At 71.2% G+C, this 20,355-nt stretch carries 19 protein-coding genes and 1 tRNA gene; 8 read left to right on the forward strand and 12 right to left on the reverse strand.

Translation table 11 applies throughout. The features are described 5' to 3' along the window. Positions 1-118: 118 nt before the first annotated feature. From ACZ5PB_RS34265 to ACZ5PB_RS34290, 6 genes are all read left to right on the forward strand, one after another. Positions 119-1,000 (forward strand): response regulator transcription factor, encoded by an 882-nt coding sequence (locus ACZ5PB_RS34265; protein WP_468696679.1) that lies wholly within the window; start codon positions 119-121, stop codon positions 998-1,000. After that, positions 993-2,663, forward strand: a complete 1,671-nt coding sequence (locus ACZ5PB_RS34270) for a sensor histidine kinase (RefSeq protein ID WP_468696681.1) — start codon at positions 993-995, stop codon at positions 2,661-2,663. Before ACZ5PB_RS34265 ends, ACZ5PB_RS34270 begins: the two co-directional genes overlap by 8 nt. A 95-nt stretch (positions 2,664-2,758) precedes the next feature. Further along, positions 2,759-4,138 carry a bifunctional glycosyltransferase family 2/GtrA family protein gene (locus tag ACZ5PB_RS34275; RefSeq protein WP_468696683.1) on the forward strand — a complete coding sequence of 460 codons (1,380 nt, stop codon included), beginning with the start codon at positions 2,759-2,761 and terminating at the stop codon, positions 4,136-4,138. Then, entirely contained in the window at positions 4,033-6,156 is a 2,124-nt protein-coding gene (locus ACZ5PB_RS34280) for an ArnT family glycosyltransferase (protein ID WP_468696859.1), read from the forward strand. The genes ACZ5PB_RS34275 and ACZ5PB_RS34280 overlap by 106 nt, the downstream gene beginning before the upstream one ends. Positions 6,157-6,232: 76 nt before the next feature. Next, complete coding sequence (locus ACZ5PB_RS34285; RefSeq protein ID WP_468696684.1) at positions 6,233-7,747, forward strand: MFS transporter; 1,515 nt, start codon at positions 6,233-6,235, stop codon at positions 7,745-7,747. A 133-nt stretch (positions 7,748-7,880) separates the two neighbouring features. Beyond that, a complete protein-coding gene (locus ACZ5PB_RS34290; protein ID WP_468696685.1) occupies positions 7,881-8,834 on the forward strand; it encodes a TetR/AcrR family transcriptional regulator in 954 nt (317 codons plus the stop codon). A gap of 16 nt (positions 8,835-8,850) precedes the next feature. Here the strand turns inward: ACZ5PB_RS34290 and ACZ5PB_RS34295 are convergent, their stop codons facing one another. Next, a complete protein-coding gene (locus ACZ5PB_RS34295) occupies positions 8,851-9,261 on the reverse strand; it encodes an STAS domain-containing protein (RefSeq protein ID WP_468696688.1) in 411 nt (136 codons plus the stop codon). A gap of 197 nt (positions 9,262-9,458) precedes the next feature. Here ACZ5PB_RS34295 and ACZ5PB_RS34300 point away from each other — a divergent pair, with 197 nt between their 5' ends. Further along, on the forward strand, positions 9,459-10,253 hold the full coding sequence (locus ACZ5PB_RS34300; protein ID WP_468696690.1) for a GAF and ANTAR domain-containing protein: 795 nt from the start codon (positions 9,459-9,461) through the stop codon (positions 10,251-10,253). Between the two features lie 143 nt (positions 10,254-10,396). On the opposite strand, the gene ACZ5PB_RS34305 is transcribed toward ACZ5PB_RS34300, so the two are convergent. The 3 genes from ACZ5PB_RS34305 to ACZ5PB_RS34315 all read right to left on the reverse strand — a co-directional run bounded on the left by ACZ5PB_RS34305 (position 10,397) and on the right by ACZ5PB_RS34315 (position 14,458). After that, positions 10,397-11,215, reverse strand: a complete 819-nt coding sequence (locus tag ACZ5PB_RS34305) for a YceI family protein (protein WP_468696692.1) — start codon at positions 11,213-11,215, stop codon at positions 10,397-10,399. Positions 11,216-11,368: 153 nt separating this feature from the next. Further along, positions 11,369-13,816, reverse strand: a complete 2,448-nt coding sequence (locus ACZ5PB_RS34310) for an MFS transporter (protein ID WP_468696861.1) — start codon at positions 13,814-13,816, stop codon at positions 11,369-11,371. A gap of 102 nt (positions 13,817-13,918) precedes the next feature. Beyond that, positions 13,919-14,458 (reverse strand): MarR family winged helix-turn-helix transcriptional regulator, encoded by a 540-nt coding sequence (locus ACZ5PB_RS34315; protein ID WP_468696694.1) that lies wholly within the window; start codon positions 14,456-14,458, stop codon positions 13,919-13,921. A 238-nt stretch (positions 14,459-14,696) separates the two neighbouring features. On the opposite strand from ACZ5PB_RS34315, the gene ACZ5PB_RS34320 reads away from it, so the two are divergent. Next, positions 14,697-14,921, forward strand: a complete 225-nt coding sequence (locus ACZ5PB_RS34320; protein WP_468696695.1) for a hypothetical protein — start codon at positions 14,697-14,699, stop codon at positions 14,919-14,921. 28 nt (positions 14,922-14,949) lie between these two features. Here the strand turns inward: ACZ5PB_RS34320 and ACZ5PB_RS34325 are convergent, their stop codons facing one another. The 8 genes from ACZ5PB_RS34325 to ACZ5PB_RS34360 all read right to left on the reverse strand — a co-directional run bounded on the left by ACZ5PB_RS34325 (position 14,950) and on the right by ACZ5PB_RS34360 (position 20,307). Then, the gene (locus ACZ5PB_RS34325) at positions 14,950-15,717 is read right to left on the reverse strand and encodes a hypothetical protein (protein ID WP_468696696.1); all 768 of its coding nucleotides are present in this window, start codon (positions 15,715-15,717) and stop codon (positions 14,950-14,952) included. Between the two features lie 95 nt (positions 15,718-15,812). Next, positions 15,813-16,721, reverse strand: coding sequence for an RNA polymerase sigma factor SigF (locus tag ACZ5PB_RS34330; protein WP_468696698.1), 909 nt, complete (start codon positions 16,719-16,721; stop codon positions 15,813-15,815). 213 nt (positions 16,722-16,934) lie between these two features. Further along, positions 16,935-17,837: an RNA polymerase sigma factor SigF gene (locus tag ACZ5PB_RS34335; RefSeq protein WP_468696700.1), complete on the reverse strand. Its 903-nt coding sequence runs from the start codon at positions 17,835-17,837 to the stop codon at positions 16,935-16,937. Between the two features lie 200 nt (positions 17,838-18,037). Beyond that, a complete protein-coding gene (locus ACZ5PB_RS34340; protein WP_468696702.1) occupies positions 18,038-18,331 on the reverse strand; it encodes a Dabb family protein in 294 nt (97 codons plus the stop codon). 73 nt (positions 18,332-18,404) lie between these two features. Further along, entirely contained in the window at positions 18,405-18,566 is a 162-nt protein-coding gene (locus ACZ5PB_RS34345) for a hypothetical protein (RefSeq protein WP_468696704.1), read from the reverse strand. Between the two features lie 486 nt (positions 18,567-19,052). Beyond that, positions 19,053-19,142 (reverse strand) — tRNA-Ser (locus ACZ5PB_RS34350). Between the two features lie 59 nt (positions 19,143-19,201). Further along, on the reverse strand, positions 19,202-19,630 hold the full coding sequence (gene tadA / locus ACZ5PB_RS34355) for a tRNA adenosine(34) deaminase TadA (RefSeq protein ID WP_468696862.1): 429 nt from the start codon (positions 19,628-19,630) through the stop codon (positions 19,202-19,204). Between the two features lie 125 nt (positions 19,631-19,755). Then, the gene (locus ACZ5PB_RS34360; protein ID WP_468696706.1) at positions 19,756-20,307 is read right to left on the reverse strand and encodes a tRNA adenosine deaminase-associated protein; all 552 of its coding nucleotides are present in this window, start codon (positions 20,305-20,307) and stop codon (positions 19,756-19,758) included. Between the last annotated feature and the right edge of the window lie 48 nt (positions 20,308-20,355).

The raw sequence follows: 20,355 nt of genomic DNA on the forward strand, positions 1-20,355 counted from the left end.
GAGCAACGAGCGGGTGGCTGTGGCTATTCCGCGCCACGGCCGATTGAGGGCCCGTCTTCTCAGGCGATTCACAGGAATGGGAAAGAGAGCTCTCACGGGTCCCCGCGAGGCTGGCCGCATGCGGACGACAGAGATTGCCCAGACGATGCCCCAGGGGACGGACCGGCCGATGCCCCGGCCGATCGCCCAGCCGGTGCGTACGGCGCAGAGCACTCCCCGGGCGGGCGGCGGCACGGGGGCGGGCGCGGCTGCGGGCGGGGCCGGCGACGGTGGCACCGTACGCGTCCTGGTGGTGGACGACGAGGCGCCGCTCGCCGAGCTGCTGTGCATGGCCCTGCGGTACGAGGGCTGGCAGACGCGGAGCGCGAGTGACGGCGCGGCGGCGGTGCGGGCGGCGCGGGAGTTCCGGCCGGACGCCGTCGTACTGGACGTGATGCTTCCGGACATGGACGGGCTTGCGGTACTGCGGCGGGTGCGCGAGGACCTGCCCGAGGTGCCGGTGCTGTTCCTGACGGCGAAGGACGCGGTCGAGGACCGGATCGCCGGGCTGACGGCGGGCGGCGACGACTACGTGACCAAGCCGTTCAGCCTGGAGGAGGTCGTGGCGCGGCTGCGCGGGCTGATCCGGCGCAGTGGGGGCGGCGGGGCCAGTGCGGGTGGTGGTGCGGGCGGTGGTGCCGGTGTGCTCGCGCGGGCCGCGTCGGAGCTGGTCGTGGGGGACCTGCGGCTCGACGAGGACAGCCACGAGGTGTGGCGGGGCGAGACGGAGGTGCGGCTGACGGCGACCGAGTTCGAGCTGCTGCGCTTCCTGATGCGCAACCCGAAGCGGGTGCTCAGCAAGGCGCAGATCCTCGACCGGGTGTGGAACTACGACTTCGGCGGCCAGGCCAATGTGGTCGAGCTGTACATCTCGTACCTGCGGAAGAAGATCGACGCGGGGCGTACGCCGATGATCCACACGCGGCGCGGGGCAGGGTATTTGATCAAGCCTGGTGGGTGAGGTGCGGAAGCTGTCGTTGCGGGCGCGGCTGGTGGTGTGCTGTGTGGCGCTCGTTGCCGTGGTGACGGTGGTGGTGGGTGCCGTGAGCTCCGTCGCGTTGCAGTCGTACCTGGAACGGCAGGTGGACGTGCGGCTGAGCGAGGGGGTGGCCCGGGCCCACGGGCGGGGGCTGGACTTCGTGGCCGCGCCGGGGAATCCGATCGATGCCGTGGGCGTACGTGACGGCTCCGGTGTGACCAGCGTGAACGTGACGGACGACGGCGACGGGACGGGGCAGCGTTTCAGGGCGCACCTGAAAGCGCTGGATCCGGCGCAGGTGAAGGCGCTGGAGTCGGTCGCCAAGGACGGCGAGCCGCACACGGTGACGGTGCCGGGGCTGGGCGAGTACCGGGTCCAGGCGGGGAACGGGGACACCAGGCTGGGGACGGTCGGGCCGGGGGACTTTCCGGGTCCGCTGCCGGGGCCGGGGCCGGGCGGTGGTTCGGGCAACGTCACCGGAACGGGAACCGGAACCGGCACCGGCGCTGGCACCGGCACCGGCGGCCCGGTCGTTCTCGGCTTCCCGCTCACGGACGTCCAGGACACCGTCCACACCCTCGTCGTGGTCGTCGTCTGCGTGACGCTCGCGGCCCTGGTGGCCGCCGGGCTCGCCGGGCACGCCCTGGTGGGGGCGGCGCTGCGGCCGTTGCGGCGGATCGCGGCGACCGCGACGCGGGTGTCCGAACTGCCGCTGGACCGGGGCGAGGTGGCGCTCCACGAGCGCGTACCGCAGGCGCAGGCGGGTGCGCGCAGCGAGGTGGGACAGGTGGGTGCGGCGCTGAACCGGATGCTGGGACACGTGGGTTCCGCGCTGGCCGCCCGGCAGGAGAGCGAGATGCAGGTACGGCGCTTCGTCGCGGACGCCAGCCATGAGCTGCGGACGCCGCTGGCGTCGATACGGGGGTACGCCGAGCTCACCCGGCGGGGCGAGGAGGCGGCGGCCACCGGGCCCGACACGCGGCATGCGCTGGGGCGGATCGAGTCCGAGGCGACGCGGATGACGGGCCTGGTGGAGGACCTGTTGCTGCTGGCGAGGCTGGACGCGGGCGCGGCCCCGGCCGGTGGAGCGCTGCTCTCGTGGGAGAGCACTGATCTGCTGCCGCTGGTACTGGACGCGGTGAGCGACGCACGGGCGGCGGGACAGGACCACGTGTGGCGGCTGGAGCTCCCCGCTGCACCCGTGGTCGTACGGGGCGACCCGGCACGGCTCCAACAGGTCCTGGTCAACCTGCTGGGCAACGCCCGTACGCACACGCCACCGGGCACACGGGTGACGGCGAGCGTACGGATCGACGAGGCGGCCGGGAGCGGTGCCGGTGACGGTACCGGTGACGCCGTGGTCGAGGTCCGCGACGACGGGCCGGGGATCCCGCCGGAGCTGGTGGGGCGGGTCTTCGAACGCTTCGCCCGAGGGGACGTGGCACGGACACGCGTCGGTGGGGCGACCCGGGAAACGGGCTCGACCGTCCTGACCAAGGCCCCGCCGGGAACGGCGGTCGCGTCGACCGGCCTGGGCCTGGCGATCGTCCGGGCGGTGGTGACGGCACACGACGGAACGGTAGGAGTGGAAAGCACCCCGGGCCGCACGACGTTCACGGTGCGCTTGCCGGGAGCGGGAAGCTAGCGGCCGGTCCGTCGGCGGACAGGGCACCCCACCTCACAGCTCGCCCACAGCCTCACCACACCCCTCCAACAGCCTCCTTCGGCACCGTCGTTCGCATGAGGCCAACCTCCGAAAGTTCCCTCCGGGCGGTGTCCGGGGACGCTTTGCGGGACGATCCGCTTCCCTTCCGGCGTCCCACCACCGTCGTGCCCCACGGTGCGCCCCTCCTCGATCTCGTCGTCCCCGTGTTCAACGAGCAGGACGACCTCGGCCCTTGTGTGCGGCGGTTGCACGCGCATCTGGTGCGGGACTTCCCGTACACCTTCCGCATCACCGTCGCCGACAACGCCAGCACCGACCGCACGCCCGCCGTCGCCGCCGCGCTCGCCGCCGAGTTGCCCGCCGTGCGGTCGGTGCGGATGGGGGAGAAGGGGCGGGGGAGGGCACTGCGGGCCGTCTGGGAGGGTTCGGACTCGCCCGTGCTCGCGTACCTGGACGTGGATCTGTCCACGGACCTCAACGCGCTGCTCCCCCTCGTCGCCCCCCTCGTCTCCGGGCACTCCGACCTCGCCATCGGCACCCGCCTCGCGGGCGGTTCCCGGGTGGTGCGCGGGCCGCGCCGCGAGTTCGTGTCCCGGACGTACAACCTCATCCTGCGGTCGTCCCTGGCCGCCCGTTTCAGCGACGCCCAGTGCGGGTTCAAGGCCATCCGGGCTGACGTGGCGCGGCGGCTGCTGCCGATGGTCGAGGACACCGGGTGGTTCTTCGACACCGAGATGCTGGTGCTCGCCGAGCGGGCCGGGCTGCGTATCCACGAGGTGCCGGTCGACTGGGTCGACGACCCCCGCTCCAGCGTGCGGATCTTCCGTACCGCCGTCGAGGACCTGAAAGGGGTGTGGCGGGTGGGGCGGGCGCTCGCGGTCGGCGTGCTCCCGCTGGACCGGCTGGCCCGGCCCTTCGGCGACGACCCCAGGGACCGCGAGATCGGCGGCACCAACGCCGTACCGCGCGGGCTGGCCCGCCAGTTGATCGGATTCTGCTGCGTCGGCGTCCTCAGTACGCTGCTCTACCTCGCGCTGTACTCCCTCGCGCGTAACGTCTCCGGCCCTCAACTGGCCAACGCCACAGCCCTCTTGCTGTCCGCCGTCGCCAACACCGCGGCCAACCGCCGCTTCACCTTCCGCGTACGGGGCCGCCGCAGGGCCGTCCGCCAGCAGGCCCAGGGGCTGGTCGTCTTCGGCATCGGACTCGCCCTGACCAGCGGCTCCCTGGCCGCCCTCGGCACGGTCGGCGGAGCCGAGGGCGGGGGCGTCTCGCACCACAGCGAGCTGGCCGTCCTCGTCGTCGCCAACCTCGCCGCCACCGTCCTGCGCTTCCTGCTGCTGCGCGCCTGGGTCTTCCCGGAGAAGAGCAGGCCCCACAGGGTCCCGCAGGACCCACCACAGACCCCGCAACAGGACCGACCGCAGGACCGAGAGGAACTCAACTCGCCGTGAAGATCGCACAGTTCGGCAGGTCCAGCTCTGCCAAGGTGCCCCTGGGGCTCCTCCTCCTGCTCCTCGCCACCGCCGCCCTCTACCTCTGGAACCTCTCCTCATCCGGCTACGCCAACTCCTTCTACTCCGCCGCCGTCCAGGCCGGCAGCGAGAGCTGGAAGGCGTTCTTCTTCGGGTCCTCCGACGCCGCGAACTCCATCACCGTCGACAAGCCCCCGGCCGCCCTCTGGCCGATGGCTCTCTCCGTGCGGCTCTTCGGGCTCGGCTCCTGGCAGATCCTCGTCCCCGAGGTGCTGATGGGCGTCGGTACGGTCGCCGTCCTGTACGCGGCCGTCCGCCGTCGCTTCTCGTACGCCGCCGGAATCATCGCCGGTACGGTGCTGGCGCTCACGCCCGTCGCCGCGCTGATGTTCCGCTTCAACAACCCGGACGCGCTGCTCACCCTCCTGATGACCGTCACCGTCCACCTCGTGCTGCGCGCGCTGGAGGACGGGCGGACGAAGTGGCTGGTGTGGGCGGGGGTCGCGGTCGGGTTCGCGTTCCTGACCAAGACCCTCCAGGCGTTCCTGATCCTGCCGCCGCTGGCCGTGCTGTACGCGGTCTGCGCGCCCACCCGCCCGGCCCGCCGCTTTGCCCAACTCGCCTTGTCCGGGCTGGCGGTGATCGTGTCCGCCGGATGGTGGGTGGCCCTCGTCGAGCTCTGGCCGGCCGCTTCACGCCCGTACATCGGCGGCTCCCAGACCAACTCCTTCCTGGAGCTGACCTTCGGCTACAACGGCCTCGGCCGCATCAACGGCAACGAGGCCGGCAGCGTCGGCGGCGGTGGCCCGGGCGGGCCCGGTGGCGGCATGTGGGGCGAGTCCGGTGTCTTCCGCATGTTCGGTACGAGCGTCGGCGGCCAGATCTCCTGGCTGCTGCCCGCCGCACTGATCCTGCTGGCCGCCGGGCTCGTGGTGACCTGGCGGGCCCGCCGCACGGACACCGCGCGGGCCGCGTTCCTGGCCTGGGGCGGGGCGCTGCTGGCGACCGCCGCGGTCTTCAGCTTCATGGCGGGGATCTTCCACGAGTACTACACGGTGGCCCTCGCCCCGTACGTTGCCGCCCTCGTCGGCATGGGCGCGAGCGTCCTGTGGGAGGAGCGCCGCACCCCGGCCGCCGCCGTGACCCTGGCGGGGACGGTCGGGATCACCGCGTACTGGGCGTTCGTACTGCTGGGCCGCACCCCCGACCATCTTCCGTGGCTGCGCTGGGCGTTGCTCGTGACCGGCGCGCTCGCCGCGCTCGGGCTGCTCGCGACCGGCCTGCTGCCGGACCGGCTTACCGGTGGACGGCTCGTGCGGTACGTGGCCGTGGGCGCGGCCGCACTGGGCCTCGCCACCGGGCTCGCGGGCCCGGCGGCGTACGCGGCCCAGACGGTCGGCTCCGCCCACACGGGCTCGATCGTGACGGCGGGCCCGTCCACCCGGGGCGGCCTCGGCGGCCCGGACGGCCTGCGCATGGAACGCGGCCCACGCCCCCGCCTCTGGATCGGCGGCCCGGGAACGGACGGCAACGCAAAGGGCACCCCCAAGGGCACCCCCAACGGCACCGCCAAACCCCCCATGAACGGCCTCCTCGACGGCCGGCGCGTCGACGCCACCGCCAAGGCCCGCATCGCCGCCGACGCCGACAAGTACACCTGGGCAGCCGCCGCCACCGGCTCCCAGAACGCGGCAAGCTACCAACTCGCCACCGAGAAGCCCGTGATGGCCATCGGCGGGTTCAACGGCAGCGATCCGTCGCCGACCCTGGCCCGGTTCAAGGAGTACGTGAAGGCAGGCAAGATCCACTACTTCATCGACGGCGACAGCGGCGACGGCCGAGCAGCAGGCCCCGAGGGCGAAGGCCTCCGCCTCGTCACCGGCGGCCCCGGAGGCGGCACCAGCAGCTCCATCGCCACCTGGGTGAAAGCCAACTTCACCAAGGTTTCCGCAGGTCAGGCCACCCTTTACGACCTCACGAAGCCCCTGGCCAAGTAATCGCCTTTACGGCGTACAAGAAACTCCTCTACGGTGTACAGCAATCCAGCTGTACGCCGTATAGGAGTTTCACGCCATGCATCCACCCGCCCCTCACCCCACAAGGCACCCCCAACGCTGGCTGATCCTCGGTGTCATCTGCCTCGCCCAGCTCACGGTGCTCCTCGACAACACCGTCCTCAACGTCGCCATCCCCTCCCTCACCACCGAGCTCGACGCCTCCAGCGCCGACATCCAGTGGATGATCAACGCGTACTCACTCGTCCAGTCCGGGCTGCTGCTCACCGCGGGCAGTTCCGCCGACCGGTACGGGCGCAAGAAGATGCTGGTGGCGGGGCTCGCCCTGTTCGGGATCGGCTCGCTGGTCGCCGGGCTCGCCGAGTCCTCCGCCCAGCTCATCGCCGCCCGCGCGGGGATGGGCGTCGGCGGGGCGCTGCTGATGACGACCACGCTGGCCGTGATCATGCAGATCTTCGACGAGAGCGAGCGCGTCAAGGCGATCGCCCTGTGGTCGACCGTCGGCTCGCTCGGGTTCGCCACCGGTCCGCTGCTCGGCGGATTCATGCTCGACCACTTCTGGTGGGGCGCGATCTTCCTGATCAACATCCCGGTGGCGGTGCTCGCGCTGGTCGCGGTCGTGACCCTGGTCCCCGAGTCCAAGAATCCGGCCGGAGACCGCCCCGACCTGCCCGGCGCGCTGCTCTCCACCATCGGCATGGCCTCGGTCGTGTACGCGATCATCTCCGGCCCCGAGCACGGCTGGACGTCCGGTCAGGTGCTGCTCGCGGCCGGGGTCGGCGCCGTGGTCCTGGCCGCGTTCGCCTGGTGGGAGACGCGGGCCCCGCATCCGATGCTCGACATGCACTTCTTCCGCAACCAGCGCTTCATCGGGGCCGTCGCGGGCTCGATCCTGGTGGCCTTCGGCATGGGCGGCTCGCTCTACCTGCTGACCCAGCACCTGCAATTCGTGCTCGGGTACGCGCCGTTGGACGCCGGTCTGCGGACGGCGCCGCTCGCCGTGGCCGTCGTCGTACTCAACCTGGCGGGTGTCGGGGCGCGGCTGCTGATGAAGCTCGGTACGCCGAGGACGATCGCGCTCGGTATGACGCTGATCGCCGCCGGACTCGCGAGTATCGCGATCCTGGGGGGCCACAGTTACGGGGGGATGCTGCTGGGCCTCGTGGTGATGGGCTCGGGCATCGCGCTCTCGGGGCCCGCCATGGCCAACGCGATCATGAGCGCCATCCCGCCGGAGAAGGCCGGGGTCGGGGCCGGGGTCAACGGCACCATGGCGGAGTTCGGCAACGGGCTCGGCGTCGCGGTCCTGGGCGCGGTGCTCAACTCCCGCTTCGCCGCGCTCTTCCCGGCCGCCGTCGGGGCGGTGTCGCTGCCCGCGGCGATGGCGTCGGCGGGCAGCGAGGGCGAACGGGACGCGATCCGGGAGGCGTTCGCCTCGGGCCTGGAGACCAGCCAGCTCGTCGGCGCGGTCGCGGTGCTGGTGGGCGGACTGCTCTCGGCACTGCTGCTGTGGCGGGCCGAGCGGACGGAGGCGCGGGAGGCCGAGCGGGCGGAGCAACTGGAAAAGGTGTAGGACCAGCAGGTCGGGCACTCCGTACCCGTACCGCAGGAGTAACCCGCGGCATACCATCGACGGGACGAACCGGAACAACACGGTCCGTCCCGCTCGACGGAGCTGGACCGAGCAGAACCGAGGAGAGTGCCCCATGGTGCCGGCGGCCGACCGCGTCAAGAAGCCCGGACGGGGCAGCGTATGGATGGACGCGCGGAAGGCGCGCGGGAGCACCTCCTCGGGTTCGGGCACCTCCTCGGGCTCGGGCTCGGGCTCGGGCGCCGCAGCGGGGACGGCAGGGTCCACGGCGGGCGCCGCCGCCGGCCTCGACCGCGAGAAGATCACCGCCGCGACCGTCGCGCTGCTCGACGCGGAGGGCCTCGACAAGTTCTCCATGCGGCGGCTGGCCACCGAGCTGAACGTCACCGCGATGTCCGTCTACTGGTACGTCGCCACCAAGGACGACCTCCTCGAACTCGCCCTGGACCAGGTGGCCGGTGAGCTCTCCCTGCCGGACCCCGACGACGACACCGCCTGGCAGGATCAGCTGCGTCAACTCGCCCAGAGCTACCGGGATTTGCTGGTCAGCCATCCGTGGGCAACCGGTCTCATGGGGCGCTTCCTCAACATCGGGCCGCGCTTCATGGAGTTCTCCAGCGCCACGCTGGGGGTGATGCGCAGGACCGGGGTGCCGATGGAGCGGCACGGTGGAGTGATGTCCGCCGTCTTCCAGTTCGTCTTCGGGTTCGCCACCGGAGAGAGCCAGTTCAACGCGCGCGCGGCGGAGGCGGGACTGGGCGCCGACGAGTTCTACCGGCAGTCGATGGGGCTGATCGCCGACGAGATCAAGGACTCCCAGACGTTCCGCGACGCGGCGGCGGTCATGGAGGCACGCGGCGGCGACACGGTGGCGGAGATGTACGGCCGCGACTTCACCTATGCGCTGGACGTCCTGATCGCAGGAATCGAGGCAACGGCCGCGGGCACCGCCGAAGCCGCAGGCACCGCCCAGGCCGCGAGCACCGCCCAGGCCACAGGCACCTCCCAGGCCCCGGCCACCGGCACGAAGACCCCCGACGCCCCCCACCGTCCCCCGCACCCCGAGTAACCGCCCCCGCGCCCCCTCACGCCCCGAACTCCACGATCCGCGACACCGTTTCGTCCACGCCGCTCACCGCCTCCGGCACCGTCGCGTACAGCGGTACGTCCCGTCGCACCCCGGTCAGCGCCAGCACCCGCCGCACCACCCCGCCCTCCTGCCGGTGCTCGCCCGCGGCCACCCGCACCGTGACGCCCGACCGCCCCGCGTACTCCCGCGTCGCGGAGACCAGCCGGGCGCCACGGCTGTCCGCGAAGGCCGTCGTGGTGAAGTCCAGCACGAGCACATCTAACCGGCCCCGCCGCCGGTCCAGCGCACCGCGCACCGCCTCGTACAGCTCCCGGTAGTTGGCCAGATCGATCTCGTACGGCATGACGAGCACCAGGCAGCGGCGCGGGGCGTGGGGGAGGTCGCAGAGCGTCAAGCGAAAGGGCACGGTGTCACCTGTCCGAGGGCGACGGCAGCGGGTGCGCGTCGTGATCGGTGGGGCCGTTTCCTGACCGGTCCTCCATTGGAGCACGGCTCCGTCCGCCGGTCGAGGGAGTGAAGGACACCCGCGTGCGCGGCGGCGCACGCACCCGCGCGCCCGGTGCACACCGCGTGTACGGCCCGATCGGGGGCATCAGCGGAGACATGACCGAGACGACGGACGCGAACACAGGAGCCGGTCGGGGACCCCTCGGATTCGACTTCGGCTCGGTGCACGACGCACTGACCGACTGGAGGGGACTCGATTCCTTCCTCCAGGAACTGACCGTGTACGCGGTGTCGGCGCTGGACAGTGCCGACTCGTGCAGCGTCACGATGCGCAGGAAGGGACGGCTGGTGACGACCGCCAGCAGCGACACCGAGGCGCTGCTGCTCGACGCGATGCAGTACGAGGTCGAGGCAGGGCCGTGCGTCTGCAGCCTGGAGAACGGCGTCGAGGAGTACGTCGCCGACACCATCGGCGAGCAGCGCTGGGGCCCCTACCCCTCGCTCGCCGCGGCCCAGGGCATCCGCTCCGTCCTCGCGGCCCCCCTGTCGGTCACGGTGCGCGCCCCGTCCTCCACGCGCGCCCCGTCCCGCCGCGACACCGTCGGCGCCCTCAACCTCTACTCCCAGAAGCCGAAGGCCTTCCAGCACGAACGGGAGCTGGCCCGCCGCCTCTCCGAGCAGGCCTCCGGAGCGGTCGCGGTCGCCGAGCGCATCGAGCGCGAGTCGGCCGCCGCCGCGGACCTGCGGGCGGCGATGGACTCCCGCTATGTCATCGACCAGGCGATAGGCATCGTGATGGCCCGCCGCCGGTGCCCGGCCGACCAGGCCCTGGAGCTGCTGCGCCGGGCCTCCCAGGGCCGGAACATCAAGCTCCGCGACATCTGCCACGAGCTGGTCCTGGAGACCGGCGGACGCCCGCCGTCCCCGGGGAACTTCAGCCGGCGTCCCTAGCACGAGCGGGCGGGGGGGGGGGGGGGGGGGGGGGGGAAGGCAACCCCCCACCCACCACACCCCCCCCCCCCCCCCCCCCCTCCCCCCCCCCCCCCCCCCCCCCCCCCCCCCCCCCCCCCCCCCCCACCACGACCCGCACCCCGCTACCCCTGCGGCAGCGACTCCCCCTGCACCGCCTGCACGTCCAGCTCCACCCGCAGCGTCGCGCCGATCGCCGAGATGCCCGCCTGGACGACCTGGTTGTAGTTCATCGCGAAGTCGTCGCGCCGCAGGTCGGCCGTGGCGCGGAAGGCGGCCCGCACCCCGCCCCACGGGTCGGGGCCGGTACCCAGGTAGCTCAGGTCGAGGTCGACCTCGCGCACCACTCCGTGCAGCGACAGCTCGCCCTTCACGGTCCAGCGGTCGGGGCCCGCGGGCTCCAGTCCCGTACTGCGGTAGCTGATCTCCGGGTACGTCCCGACGTCCAGGAAGTCCGGCGACTTGAGGTGCCCGTCGCGCATGCCGTTGCCGGTGTCGATGGTGCCCGCCGAGATCACCGCCTCCACCCGGGACTTCGCCACGTCCTCGGCGATCTCGATGCGCCCGCCGAACTCGGTGAACCGCCCGCGCACACTGGAGATCCCCAGGTGCTGCGCCACCGCGCCGACCGTCGAGTGCACCGGGTCGATGGTCCACACGCCCGGCGGCGGCAGTTCCACGCCGCCCTGCCGCAGCAGCGTCACGTTGCCCGCCTCGATCCGGCCCGAGGCCGTGACCAGCGCGGTCTGTGCGACGGGTGCGTAGCCCACCGCGGTCACGATGACCGTGTACGGACCGGCCGCCAGCGCGGTCGGGTCGCTGACGGCTCCGTCGCCGTCCGCGGCCGCCCGCAGCACCTGCGTGCCGGTCATGTCGGTGACGGTCACCACCGCGTGCTGCACGGCCCAGCCGTCCCGGGTCCGTACCTGTGCGCGAAGTCCCATACCGATACCTGCCTGCATCTCTCGTACGTGCTCAAGGGAAAGCTCAAAGAAAAGAAGGGGGGCGGCAGGCCGTCCCCTGCCTGCCGCCCCCCTGAGCCCCGGAACCGGGCAGCGCCTCCGCTCGGAACGCGCCCGGTTTCCGGAGGTTTCCGGTTACTCGCCCGGGTGGGCGAGCTCGATGTCGTGCGCGTCCACGCCGCGCCCGGCCACCGTCAGACTGCCCGCGACCGGCGGGTAGCCGGTCGCGATGACCGTGTACTCGCCCGCGTCGAGGTCGGTGAAGGCGTACGCGCCGTCCTCACCGGTGGTGGAGGTGGCGACCACGTTGCCCGCCGCGTCCATGAGCGTGACGCGGGCGTCCGGCAGCGGACGGCGTGCGCTGCCCGCCCGTACGGTGCCCTGGACCAGCGCACCGGCCGCCAGGACCGCCTCGATGCGGGTGACACCCGTACCGCCGATCTCCACCGGAAGGGCCATCGGCCGGAACCCGGCCGCGTTGACCGCGACGGTGACCGTGCCGGGGACCAGCTCGCCGAAGACGAACTCGCCGCCCACGCCCGACTTGCCCGTAGCCAGCACATCGCCGCGGACGTCGGTCACGATGACCATCGCGTCCTCGACACCCGTCCCGTCGGCCGCGCTGCGCACGGCGCCGCTGAGGCCGCTGGTGCCCGAGAGCAGGATGTCGTAGACGACCGGCTCGTCGCCGACGGTCACCGTCGACGCCTGCGGCTGGAAGCCGTCGGCCGAGGCGATCAGGACGTACGAGCCCGCTGCCGGGGCGTCCACCTGGTAGCGCCCGTCGGGCCGGGCCACCGAGCGGCCCAGCTGGCGGCCGGCCAGCGAGATCAGCGTGACCGCCGCTCCCCGTACCGAAACGCCTTCGGCGGTGCGGACGGAGCCGTGCAGCGTCCGCCCGGTGGGCGGGGTCAGCGGCAGCGGCTGCGTCACGGGAGCCTCCTCGACACCGACGGTGACTCCGGCGAGGCCTTCGGCAGCACCCTCGACACCCGTCGCCGCGGGGGCCGGGGCCGAGGCGGCGGCCGGGGTGCCGGCCGGGACGGCGGCCGTGGCGGCCGAGTCCGGGATCTCGTCGTCGTGCGAGGTCTTCAGGGCGACCTCCTTGACGAAGAGCACCATGATCAGGCCCACCAGGGCGATCGGAGCGGCGTACAGGAAGAGGTCCGCGATGCCGTCGCCGTACGCGCTCTCCATGACGGTCCGCAGCGGGGCCGGGAGCTTGTCCATGTCCGGGATGCCGGAGCCGGAGCCGGAGCCGGTGCCGGAGCCGGGCGGGAGCTGGATGTGCGCCTTCTCCAGGCCCTCTTCGACGTAGTGCGTGATCCGGGTGGAGAGCACCGCGCCGAGTGCGGAGACGCCGAGCGTGCCGCCCAGGGTGCGGGTGAAGGTGATCAGCGAGCTGGCCGCGCCGAGGTCCTGCGGCTTGACCTGGTTCTGCGAGGCGAGGACCAGGTTCTGCATCATCATGCCGAGACCGAGGCCCAGCACCGCCATGTAGACGGCGACCTGCCAGTAGTCGGTGTCGTACGCCATGGTGGAGAGCAGACCGAGGCCCGCGACCAGACCGACGCCACCGCCGACCAGGAAGCCCTTCCAGCGGCCGGTCTTGGTGATGACCGCGCCGGAGACCGTGGACGAGATGAACAGGCCCGCGATCATCGGGATGGTCATGACGCCGGACATCGTCGGCGACTTGTCCCGGGCGAGCTGGAAGTACTGGCTCATGAAGACCGTCGAGCCGAACATCGCGACACCGACGAACAGGCTCGCCGCGGCGGTCAGCGCGATGGTGCGGTTCTTGAAGAAGCGCAGCGGGATCAGCGGCTCGGCGGCCTTGGTCTCGACGACGATGAAGATCGCGCCGAGCACGATCGAGCCGCCGACCATGGCGTACGTCTGCCAGGAGATCCAGTCGTAGTTGTCACCCGCGAGGGTCACCCAGATCATCAGCAGCGCGGCCGAGGAGGCCAGGAAGAACGCGCCGAACCAGTCGATCTTCGCCTTGCGCTTGACCACCGGGAGGTGGAGCGTCTTCTGCAGGATGATCAGCGCGATGGCCGCGAACGGCACACCCACGTAGAAGCACCAGCGCCAGCCGAGCCACGAGGTGTCGGTGATGACACCGCCGAGCAGCGGGCCGCCGACGGTGGCCACCGCGAAGGTGGCGCCGATGTAGCCGGAGTACCGGCCGCGCTCGCGCGGCGGGATCATCGCTGCGATCACGATCTGGGAGAGCGCCACCAGACCACCGGTGCCGATGCCCTGGAGGACACGGAAGGCGATCAGGGTGCCGGTGTTCTGCGAGAGTCCGGCGAGCGCCGAACCGAGCACGAAGATCACCAGGGATATCTGGACCAGCAGCTTCTTGCTGAAGAGGTCCGCCATCTTGCCCCAGATGGGGGTGGTGACGGCCATCGACAGCATGGCCGCGGTGACGACCCAGGTGTACGCGGACTGGGTGCCGTCGAGGTCACGGATGATCTCGGGAAGGGCGTTCGACACGATGGTCGACGACAGCATCGCGACGAACATGCCGAGCAGCAGGCCGGCCAGGGCCTCCATGATCTGGCGGTGCGTCATCGGTGCGGCACTGTCGGAGCCGGGGGACGTGGGCGCCCCGTGCTTGGCGTGGCCGCCCCGCACACCGGTTGGTGTGGTCGTAGCCAATTGAATCCTTGTCCTTTACGCAGGTGTTGCGGGTATCGCGGAAGTCGTGGGTGCGGCGTCCGGGGAGCCGGACGGGCCGCCCGCTGCGGTGGATGCGGTGCAGTCGAACGGCACGGGCGTCCAGGAACGGCAGTCGCCGAAGCTGTCGCGCAGGCGGGCGAGCATCGCGTTGAGCCGGCCGACCTCTTCGTCGGACCAGTCGCCGAGGGTGTCGGCGAGGAAATCTGTGGTGTGCCCGGAGAGCTCGTCCAGGACGGACTTGCCGGCCGGGGTCAGGCGGAGGATCCGGGACCGCTTGTCACCCGGGTCGGGCGAGCGGTCGATCCAGCCGCGTTCGGCGACATGGGCGACATGGCGGCTGGTCACCGACATGTCGATGGCCATCAGCTCGGCGAGCCGGCTGAGCCGCATCTCGCCCTTCCGGTCGAGCAGGGTGAGTACGGCGGCGGAAGCGGGCGGGCACTCCAGGGGCAGGATGCGGGCCAGCCCTCGCTTCACCGCTCCGAAGGCGCTGAGCTGGCGGGCCAGTTCCTCGTAACTGCTTTTCGCGGCCACGGCACCTCCTTGAACCCGAACCTTCTGAAGCCTTCACGGACATCTTGTTGCTTAGGGCAACCATATGAGTAGATGGTTGCTTCAGACAAATTAATTTCGGGCCTCTCGGGCAAAGGAATCCAAAAGGCTCTGTGATCGGCCGGTCAAGGGCCTGGGTACCCCCGGTAAAGCCCCAGCTCAGCGGTGGATCGGGCCCTGGGGTGTCGCTCGGGGGGCCACCTTCGCTAGGGTCTCGCGCATGGCACACAACCCCCACGCCCCCCAAGGCCAAGGTCCCGAGGGCAACTACGACCCGGCGGGCAGCACCCAGATGTTCCGCGCGTTCGTGGACGAGGAGCCCGCGCAGCAGCAGCGCCGCTCGCAGCCTGCCGCGCAGTCGTCGGGTCCGAAGACCGGACTGATCATCGGCATCGTCGCCGTCGTGGTCGTGCTGGCCGCGGTGGCTTGGCTCGCCCTCGGCTAACCCCTGTCCGCAACTAGTGGCGGCCGTTCTATGTGACGGCCGAGGATCGCAATCGGGTCTCCACGTGCATGCCCAGTGGCACCCGCCAGGCATCCACGCAGACGGTGTACGTCGCGCTCCTGCTCTCTCCTGGGTCGATCCGGCCCGGGAGAGGGTGCGTGGACAGGCGTGCTCCCCAGTCGACCCCCAGCGCGCCGATGATGTGCGTCGCGAACGTCACGGTGCCCGAACGCACCGCGGTCCCGCCGGAGTTGCGCAGCCCCACGGTGACCTTCTCGCACCACCGCCGGTCCGTCTTGGCGCGCACGGGCGAGCCCACCGACAGCTTGGCGGGCCCGGGCGCGGGTGCGGACGAGCCGGGGCCCGGGCCGGAGTCGGAGCCGGGCGGGGGAGTGGTCCGGCCGGGAGTACTGCCGCCGCTGCCGGAGTTCCCCGCAGGGGTACGAGGGGGAAGGGCGTCGCCATCCGGCGCGGAGCCGGTCCGCGTACCGCCGGACGTCGAACCCGGCGTACCGGCAGGTGAGTTGGGCGCCTCGGAGCCGCGCCCCGTCGCACCGGGAGTCCCGGCGGAGCCGGAAGGCCCGGGCGGGTCCTGCGGCCGGGGTGAGTCCAGCGGCACGAACTCGACGCCGCCCTCGGGCGGTACGGCCCTCGTCGGAGCCCCCTCGGGCCCCGCTCCGGCCGCACCCACCGCGACAAAGCCGTCCTCGCCGCCGCCGTCGCCCAGGGTGGCCAGCAGACCGCCCAGGCACAGCACGACCGCACCGGTACCCACTGCCACCCGCTGACGTCGCATCGCGCCAGTGTGTCTGACGCACCGTCAATTGACCAGTGCACAGCGGTATTTGGCGGCCCGTCCGGGCCGCCCTTGATGCTTCCTCGGCCCTCGCCTCAGTCGGCGATGAGCCCTTCCCTGAGCTGCGCCAGGGTGCGGGTCAGCAGCCGGGAGACATGCATCTGGGAGATGCCGACCTCCTCGCCGATCTGCGACTGCGTCATGTTCGCGAAGAAGCGCAGCATGATGATCTGGCGCTCGCGCGGCGGCAGTTTGGCCAGCAGCGGCTTCAGCGACTCGCGGTACTCGACGCCCTCCAGCGCCGTGTCCTCGTAGCCGAGCCGGTCCGCGAGGGAACCCTCGCCGCCGTCGTCCTCCGGGGAGGGCGAGTCCAGTGAGGAGGCGGTGTACGCGTTCCCCACCGCGAGGCCGTCGACCACGTCGTCCTCGGACACCCCGAGCACGGCGGCCAGTTCGGGCACGGTGGGCGAGCGGTCCAGCTTCTGGGCGAGCTCGTCACTGGCCTTGGTCAGCGCGAGCCGCAGCTCCTGGAGCCGGCGCGGCACCCGCACCGACCACGAGGTGTCGCGGAAGAAGCGCTTGATCTCGCCGACCACGGTCGGCATCGCGAAGGTCGGGAACTCCACCCCGCGGTGGCAGTCGAACCGGTCGATCGCCTTGATCAGGCCGATCGTGCCGACCTGGACGATGTCCTCCATCGGCTCGTTGCGCGAGCGGAAGCGGGCCGCCGCGTACCGCACCAGCGGCAGGTTGAGCTCGATGAGGGTGTCGCGGACGTACGTGCGCTCCGGGCTGTCCTTCTCAAGGACGGCGAGCCGCAGGAACAGGGAGCGGGACAGTGTGCGGGTGTCGAGTGCTTCCGGCTGGGAAACGATCGGCGGTGCCTGGACGGGCGCCTCCTGCTCGGGCCCCGGCTGCACCGGGATCTGGATCGCCGGAGCACGGTCGAGCATGTCGGGCGCATCCTTGATGAGCACCTTCGAACTGCCCTGTTCTACGGACATGCCACCCCCTCTTAGGGTCGCGGACGGTAGCGGCAGACGCTTCCCGTCGGAGGAAGCAGCCTCCACCTGAATACCGGAGGCGGAGCTGCGGCAAACGCGGTTCCAGCAGAATGTCACATGTCGGCAACACGCTGTAGCGCCAAGTCGACAAATACATGCAGGAAAGAGGGGGTGTGCGGCTTTTCTGCCCCCCGCAGGTTCCACCCGCGAGGGTTACGCTTCGATCCGATTTGCGGACCTCAGCCGCGCGAAGCTCCTGGCAAGCAACCGTGACACGTGCATCTGGGAAACTCCCAGCTCCGCGCTGATCTGGGACTGCGTCAGATTGCTGTAGTAACGCAGCATCAGGATCCGCTGCTCACGCTCCGGGAGCTGGACGAGGAGGTGGCGGACCAGGTCCCGGTGCTCGACCCCGGCCAGCGCCGGATCCTCGTACCCGAGCCGGTCGAGCAGCCCCGGCAGTCCGTCGCCCTCCTGGGCCGCTTCGAGCGACGTCGCGTGGTAGGAGCGCCCCGCCTCGATGCAGGCGAGCACCTCCTCCTCGGTGATCCGCAGCCGCTCGGCGATCTCGGCGGTCGTGGGGGAGCGGCCGTGGGCGGTGGTGAGGTCCTCGGTCGCCCCGTTGACCTGCACCCACAGCTCGTGCAGGCGCCTGGGTACGTGCACGGTGCGCACGTTGTCGCGGAAGTACCGCTTGATCTCGCCGACCACGGTCGGCATCGCGAAGGTCGGGAACTGCACGCCCCGGTCCGGGTCGAACCGGTCGATCGCGTTGATCAGCCCGATCGTGCCGACCTGGACGACGTCCTCCATCGGCTCGTTGCGCGAGCGGAACCGGGCCGCCGCGTACCGCACCAGCGGCAGATTGGCCTCGATGAGTGCGGCCCGCACCCGGGAGTGCTCGCGGTCGCCGGGGGTGAGCCCTTTGAGCTCGCCGAACAGGACCTGGGTGAGGGCCCGGGTGTCCGCGCCACGGGTACGGGCGGCGGGGGCGCCGGGGATCCGCTCGGGGGTCTCGGTGAGCGGCGCCTCGGTGAGCGGGGGGACCCCGCCGGGCAGGCCCTCGGGGGAGGTCCCCTGCGAGGGCGGCGCTTGTGGAGCAGTACTGGCCGGCACGGTCACGCCACCCCTTTTTCAGTCGCTATATGGACACTTCGCTCACTCATCTGTCAAAAGCGGTCATAGCATCACAAGACATGTGCACTGTGTGCAAGCACCGTATAACGCCGTGTTGAGGGCAAGTTGGGGCATAAGGATGCAAAAACCCCGCATCGATGAGATGCGGGGCCGGGCGTTTCTTCGCTGCGGGGGCCGGACTAGAAGGGGTAGTCGGCGATGACCCAGGTGGCGAACTCGCGCCACTGTCCCGCCGCCGCCTGGTGGGCCGGGTGCTCGATGTACCGCTTCAGCGAATCGGTGTCCGCGACGGCGGAGTTGATGGCGAAGTCGTACGCGATCGGACGGTCCGTGATGTTCCAGGCGCACTCCCAGAACTCCAGCTCCGGGACGAGGTCCCCGAGCTCGAAGAAGGCCTTCGCGGCAGCCTGGACGCGGGGCTCGTCGCGGTCGACGCCCTCGTTGAGCTTGAAGAGGACCAGATGGCGGATCACGGGCACTCCTTGGGGAAGAGGAAGCGGCCCTGCCGCGGGCTCTGCCGGCCCTGCGGGTTTGCCTGCCGGCAGGTCAGTTCACGAGGTTGGTCATGAACGAACCGATGCCCCGGGCCGCGTCGGACAGGCCCTGGAAGCCTAGCCCCACCATGTTCGCCGCCTTCTCGGGGGAGACGATGATCGTGTACAGCACGAAAACGATCAAGATGTAAAGGATGGCCTTCTTGATGTCCACGTCCAGACCCTCCCCTGTGGCCCGCCGAGCAGTCGCGAGAGTCTAACCGTACGACCGGACAACTCAAGTGGCCGTATCCGATCACTCAGCGAGTCCTTCCGGAGTCCTTCACTCCTCCTTTAAGGACCAAGGGCCCGCCCATGAAGGCCCTTTGGCGTCACTGCCGTGCCGTCAGGGGGAGCAGGATTGTCCCTGAGCCCGGAGGGATCTGGCAGGAATCCACCGGGCGAGGAACGGGACCTCGCTGCGGGGTCCGCGCCGCGCGATCCCCCCTGACTGCGGCTCGGACTTCGAGGTCCGTTCTCATCGGGGGAAGCGGCTTGTCCCCCCGATGCCGCTTCCCCCGGCCTCACCCTTTCCCGTGCCGCCAGTAGCCCCGGTCTCCCCCAGCCCGGGGCTACTGGCCTTTGCGGGCACCGTACGGCGCGGGCGCAGCGGCCGGACATGAGGAAAGCCCCCGCCGGTGATCCGGCGGGGGCTTTCCGATGGCGGTAGCGGTGGGATTTGAACCCACGGATAGCTTGCACCATCACACGCTTTCGAGGCGTGCTCCTTAGGCCACTCGGACACGCTACCGAGACAGAGTCTAGCCCACGCCGGGCAGTGCTCCGAAACCGATAAGCCGCAGGACAGCGCTACCGGTCGCGGAAGAACGCGGACAGCTGCGCCGCGCACTCCTCCTCGCGCACGCCCGCGATCACCTCGGGCCGGTGATTGAGCCGCCGGTCCCTCACGAGGTCCCAGAGCGAGCCCGCCGCCCCGGCCTTCTCGTCGCGCGCCCCGTACACGACCCGCTCGATCCGCGACTGGACGATCGCGCCCGCGCACATCACGCACGGCTCCAGGGTGACCACCAGCGTGCAGCCGGTCAGCCGCCACTGCCCCAGCTTCTCGGCCCCCCGCCGGATCGCCAGCACCTCGGCGTGCGCGGTCGGGTCGCCGTGCAGCTCCCGCTCGTTGTGGCCGAGCGCGAGCACCTCCCGGGCAGGGGACAGCAGCACGGCGCCGACCGGCACGTCGCCGGCCGCCGCCGCCGCGGCTGCCTCGGCCAGGGCGAGAACCATGGCCGGCTGCCACGGCTCCCGTACGAGGTCGTAGGTGTGAGCCACCGGGCCCCGGGGATCCGGCGGGTCCTGCTGTGGAGGCTGTTGTCGGGGGTGCTGGTGGTGCTGGTGGTGCTGGTGGTGCACTAGCGGACTGCCTCCAGGATCTCCGCGGCGCCCAGCGCGTCCGTGATCTCCGAGAGTGCCTCACCGCCGAGCGCCAGCAGCTCCTTCTCGCTCATGCCCAGGTCGGCCAGGATCAGCCGGTCGCCCGCCGGGCCCGCCGGGGCGGCGGTCTTCGTGCCGGGGTCGGGTCCCAGGTCTTCGGCCAGGTCGCCGTTGTCGCTGTTCTCCTCGTCCTCGCCGTCCTCGGTGCCGTCGAGGTCCAGCGAGTCCAGGTCGGCGGCGAGGTCGTCGCCCTCCCCGCCGAGCAGTTCGTTGGTGAGGATCTCTCCGTAGCTGGAGCGGGCCGCGGCGGCTGCGTCGGAGACGTAGATCCGCGGGTCCTCCAGGTCCTCCACGCGGACGACGCCGAACCAGGCGTCCTCCTGCTCGATGAAGACGAGGACAGTGTCGTCGTCCACCGAGCCCTCACGGGCCAGTTCGACGAGGTCCGACAGGGTTTCCACGTCGTCGAGCTCTGTGTCGCTCGCTTGCCAACCGTCTTCGGTGCGCGCGAGCAGTGCGGCGATGTACACCGTGACTCTCCCACTGATCAGAGGTGTGACGATTCAGCGGTGCTCCGC

This window comes from Streptomyces sp. NPDC032721, from assembly GCF_055579625.1.